The sequence below is a fragment of the Streptomyces niveiscabiei genome (assembly GCF_001419795.1).
In the GTDB taxonomy this organism is placed as follows: Bacteria; Actinomycetota; Actinomycetes; order Streptomycetales; family Streptomycetaceae; genus Streptomyces; species Streptomyces niveiscabiei.
In genome coordinates this window covers 1-4,433 of record NZ_LIRL01000418.1, presented here as the reverse complement: position 1 = coordinate 4,433, position 4,433 = coordinate 1, and the positions used below count along the sequence as shown (strand labels likewise).

The window sequence follows — 4,433 nt, the reverse complement described above, 5'->3', positions numbered from 1 at the left end:
CCGACGACCTGTCCGGCGCGGGCCCGAGCACGATCCGGGCCGGCAGTCCGAGCGCGACGGCGGTCTCGGCCGCGCCGGACAGGTCGTCGGCGAGGGCGAGCAGTCGGTGCGGCGCCGCACCGGGCGTACCGCGCAGCGGCGATGCCATGTCCGCCTCCTCAGGTCTCCGGGGCTCACGGGTCGGCCTCGGCGCTCGATGATGACACAGCTTGCGCGATCTGCGCGAGACCTCTTGCGCGATCCGCGCAAGCGTGGAACGGTTCAGGCCGCGACAGAAAGCGACGGCGTCCCGCGAGGCCACCGGACGCCGCCCTGAGCCGGTCGCCGCACCGAATTCCCCGAGAGGTCGACGATGACCCGAACCCCATCGAGTGAGACGCTCGGCCGTCGCACCCTGCTGCGCGCCGGCGCGGCGGGCGGCGCCGGTCTCGCTCTCGCCCCGCTGGCCGCCTGCGCCGGTCCGACCGGCGCGCCCGGGCCCGGCACGCTCACGCTGGGCCTGAACCGCTCGCTGGTCAGCCTGGACAACAAGCTCAACCAGTTCGACGCGGCCGTGACCGTGCAGCGGGCCGTACGCCAGGCGCTCACCGCGATCGGCCCCGGCATGGAGCCGAGGCTCGTGCTCGCCGACCGGTTCGAGATGACCGCGCCGACCACCTGGAGCGTGCGCCTGCGCGAGGGAGTGCGCTACTCCGACGGCCGCCCGGTGACCGCGCGGGACGTGGCGACGACGGTCCGCATGTACGGCGAGGTCGCGGGCTCCTTCGTCCTCGGCCTCTTCCCCGAACTCCCGGGCGTCGAGGCGACCGGTGAGCACACCCTCCGCCTCCACACGAAGAACCCGGTGCCCGTCCTGGACCGGCTGATGGCGAACATCCTCATCACCCCGGCCGCCGACAACCGCCCCGAGGAACTGCGCTCCGGCGTCGGCACCGGCCCCTACCGGGTGACCGACGCAAACACCGGGACCGGCGAGTACACGCTGGAGCGCGTCCCCTCCTACTGGGGTGCGCGGCCCCCCGTCGAGCGCGTCCGCGTGCGCTTCGTACCGGAGGAGTCGAGCCGGGTCGTCGCCCTGCGCAGCGGGGAGCTGGACGTCATCGACACCATCACCCCTGATTCCGCGGCGCAGTTGACGGGGTTGCCGGGGGTGCGGTTGGAGGAGGCGTCCGGGGTCCGGATCTGCCAGCTCTTCTACAACTTCCGCAAGCCGAAGGCCCATCCGCTGTCCGACGCGCGCGTGCGGCAGGCCCTGTCGTACGCGATCGACGGCGCGTCCCTCGTGCGGGACGTGCTGACCGGCTCGGCGGAGCAGGCCGAGGGGGTCGTACCGCTGTCGTTGCAGGGTGCCGTGCGCACCGGGACGTACGTCCACGACCCGGCCCGCGCACGGCAGTTGCTGACGTCGCTGGGGGCCGAGGGGCTGCGGGTCAGGATCATGTGGGAGTCCGGGGAGTTCGCGGCGGACACCTCCGTGATGGAGGCGGTCGCCGAGATGCTGAAGGACGTGGGGGTGCGGGCCTCGCTGCTCCAGTTCGAGCCGGGCGGCGACATCCTCAAGTGGCGGCAGGGCAAGGGCGGTGACTGGGACGTCATCGGCAACGGGTTCCCCGGTCCCACGGGTCAGGCCGTCACCATGCTCCAGGCGATGTACGCGGGGACGGCCGCCGACGAGCGGACGGGGGACGCGTTCATGGGGTACGTCCAGCCGTCGGTGGCCCGGCGGATCTCGGCCGCCGCCGGGGAGACCGACGCCGCCGTACGGGACCGGGGCCTGGCCGCGGCGCAGCACGCCGTGTGGGAGACCTGGCCGAGCCTGTGGGCGTTCGTGCCGAAGACGCTGCTGGCCCGCCGCTCCCGCGTCGAGGGCGTGGGGCTGCTGCCCGTCAACTCCTACGACCTGACCGCCGTACGGCTGGAGGGCTGAGCCGTGCCGACGTATCTCCTGCGCCGCCTGGGCCAGAGTCTGCTGACCGTCTTCCTGACGGTGTCCACGGTGTTCGTGCTGGTGCGGCTCGCGCCCGGCGATCCGGCCGCCGCGTACGCCGGGCCGACCGCGACCAGCGCCGATCTCGCCCGGGTCCGCGAGCAGTTCGGCCTGGACCGGCCGCTGTTCGCGCAGTACGGGATCTTCCTGCGCGACCTGCTGACCGGGGACCTCGGCACCAGCTACTCCTTCCACTCGTCCGCGCTGGACGTGGTCCTGGACCGGATGCCGTACACGATCACCCTGTCGGTCGCGGCGATCGCCGTGACCGTCGCCGTCGCCGTACCGCTCGGGGTGTGGATGGCTCGACGCGCCGACACCACGCGGGAGTTGGGCGCGAACGTGCTGACGATCGCCGGGCAGTCGATGCCGGACTTCTGGACCGGGGTGATGCTGCTGACGGTGTTCGCGGTCGTCCTGCCGGTGCTGCCCGCGTCCGGGTTCACCTCGTGGAGCGGGCTGATCCTGCCGACGGTGACCGTCGCCGTCCTCCAACTCGCCCTCGTCTCCCGGCTGGTGCGGCGCGAGATGACGACGGCGCTGGCGTCGCCGTACATCACCGTGGCGCGCTCGCGCGGGGTCTCCGAGCGGGCGCTGACCTGGCGGTACGCGCTCGCGAACTCGGCGGTGCCGCTGGTCACCGCGGTCGGTACGCGCTTCGCGGCGCTGCTGAACGGGGTCGTGGTCGTCGAGGTCGTCTTCGGCTGGCCGGGCGTCGGCTCGCTCGTCGTGCGGGCGCTGGAGACCCGCGACTATCCGCTGATCCAGGCGACCGTGCTGGTCACGGCGACCCTGGCGATCCTCGTGCAACTCCTCGTCGACCTCGCCTACCCGCTGCTGGACCCGCGGGTACGACTCGGAAAGGCGGCCTGAGCCATGACCACCACCGTGGCCGGTCCCCAGCGGCCGAGCGCCGTGACCGGCCGGCACATCGCGCGCGCCACCGCCACGCGGCAGCGGCGCGGCGCCCGGATCAAGCTGTGGGCGGGCGGCGTGTGCACCGCGCTGGTCGCCGTGCCGGTGGCGCTGGCGGGGGTGCTGCCGCTGCCGGATCCCGACGCGCAGGACCTGTCCCGGCGCCGGCTCGCCCCGTTCAGCGACGGGCACCTGTTCGGGACCGACCAGCTCGGGCGGGATCTGCTGTCGCGGCTCCTGCACGGCGGCCAGGTGTCGCTGTCCGTGGGCATCCTGGCGGTGCTCGTATCGGGGCTCATCGGGATCGTGGCGGGGTCTGCGGCCGGGTACTTCGGGGGCTGGATCGACACGGTCGTCAGCCGGTTCCTCGAGGCCCAGCTCGCGTTGCCCCTGCTGATGATGCTGCTGCTCGTGGTCGCCCTGTTCGGGCCCTCCGTCACCGTCATCACCTGCGTCATCGCCGTCGCGCAGTGGCCGGAGGTGGCCCGGCTGACGCGGTCGCTGGTGCTCGTCGAGCGGGAGAAGCCGTACGTCGCCGCCGCGCGGCTGCTCGGGCTGCGCGGCTGGTCCGTGCTGGCGCGGCACGTCGTACCGAACATCGTGCGGCCCGCGAGCCTCGTCGTCCTGCTGCTGCTCGCGCAGGCCGTGCTGCTGGAGAGCGCGCTGAGTTTCCTCGGGGCGGGGCCGCAGCGGCCGTTCGCGACGTGGGGGCGGATCATCGCCGACGGGCAGGACTACATCACGACGTCGTGGTGGCTCGTCACGCTGCCGGGGATCGTGATCGCGCTGCTCGTGGTCGGGGTGAATCTGCTCGGGGACGGGCTGCGGGACCGGGTGCGGACGAAGAAGGGGGTCTGAGCCGTGTCGTCACGAGGAGTTCTGCCGGACGTCGCCCTGCTGGACGTCGAGGACCTTCAGATCGAGCTGGTCACTCAGCGCGGGATCGTGCGGGCCGTCGACGGCGTCAGTTTCCGTGTCGGGCGTGGGGAGACCGTCACCCTCATCGGGGAGTCCGGGTCCGGGAAGTCCACCACCGCGATGGGCGTGCTGCGGCTGCTTCCCGAAGGGCTCGCGGTGCTGTCCGGGAGCGCGCGGGTCGTCGGCGAGGACGTCGTCGCCGATCCCTCGGCTGCGCGGCGGGTGCGCGGGCATGCCGTGTCCCTGATCCCGCAGGACCCGATGACTGCGCTCAGTCCCGTCCACACGATCGGGCGCCAGCTCGGGGACGCGCTGCGGCTGCGGCATCCCGGGCTGTCTCGGGGCGAAGTCCGGGAGCGGGGTACGGAGTTGCTGGCACAGGTGCGGATCACCTCGCCTCAGTCCCGGTGGACGGCGTATCCCCACCAGTTCTCCGGGGGCATGCTCCAGCGCATCCTCATCGCTATCGCGCTGGCCGCCGAGCCGCGGTTGCTGGTCGCCGACGAGCCGACGTCCGCGCTCGACGCGACCGTGCAGGCGGGTGTCCTCGATCTGCTGATGGACCTTCAGGAACGGACCGGGGTGGGGATGCTGATGATCACGCACGATCTGG

The 4,433-nt window shown here is 72.7% G+C and carries 4 protein-coding genes; all 4 read left to right on the top strand.

Features of this window, described 5'->3' with window-relative positions; translation table 11 throughout:
- Positions 1-352 precede the first annotated feature (352 nt).
- Positions 353-1,927 (top strand): ABC transporter substrate-binding protein, encoded by a 1,575-nt coding sequence (locus AOK24_RS20570; RefSeq protein ID WP_055721530.1) that lies wholly within the window; start codon positions 353-355, stop codon positions 1,925-1,927.
- A gap of 3 nt (positions 1,928-1,930) precedes the next feature.
- On the top strand, positions 1,931-2,860 hold the full coding sequence (locus AOK24_RS20565; protein ID WP_055721529.1) for an ABC transporter permease: 930 nt from the start codon (positions 1,931-1,933) through the stop codon (positions 2,858-2,860).
- Between the two features lie 3 nt (positions 2,861-2,863).
- Positions 2,864-3,760 (top strand): ABC transporter permease, encoded by an 897-nt coding sequence (locus tag AOK24_RS20560; protein WP_055721528.1) that lies wholly within the window; start codon positions 2,864-2,866, stop codon positions 3,758-3,760.
- A gap of 3 nt (positions 3,761-3,763) precedes the next feature.
- A partial coding sequence (locus AOK24_RS20555) for an ABC transporter ATP-binding protein (protein WP_240554025.1) occupies positions 3,764-4,433 on the top strand: 670 nt, incomplete at its 3' end.

Coding starts and splice junctions, on each gene's coding strand:
- AOK24_RS20570 (WP_055721530.1), top strand. CDS start 353: ATGACCCGAACCCCATCGAGTGAGACGCTCGGCCGTCGCACCCTGCTG.
- AOK24_RS20560 (WP_055721528.1), top strand. CDS start 2,864: ATGACCACCACCGTGGCCGGTCCCCAGCGGCCGAGCGCCGTGACCGGC.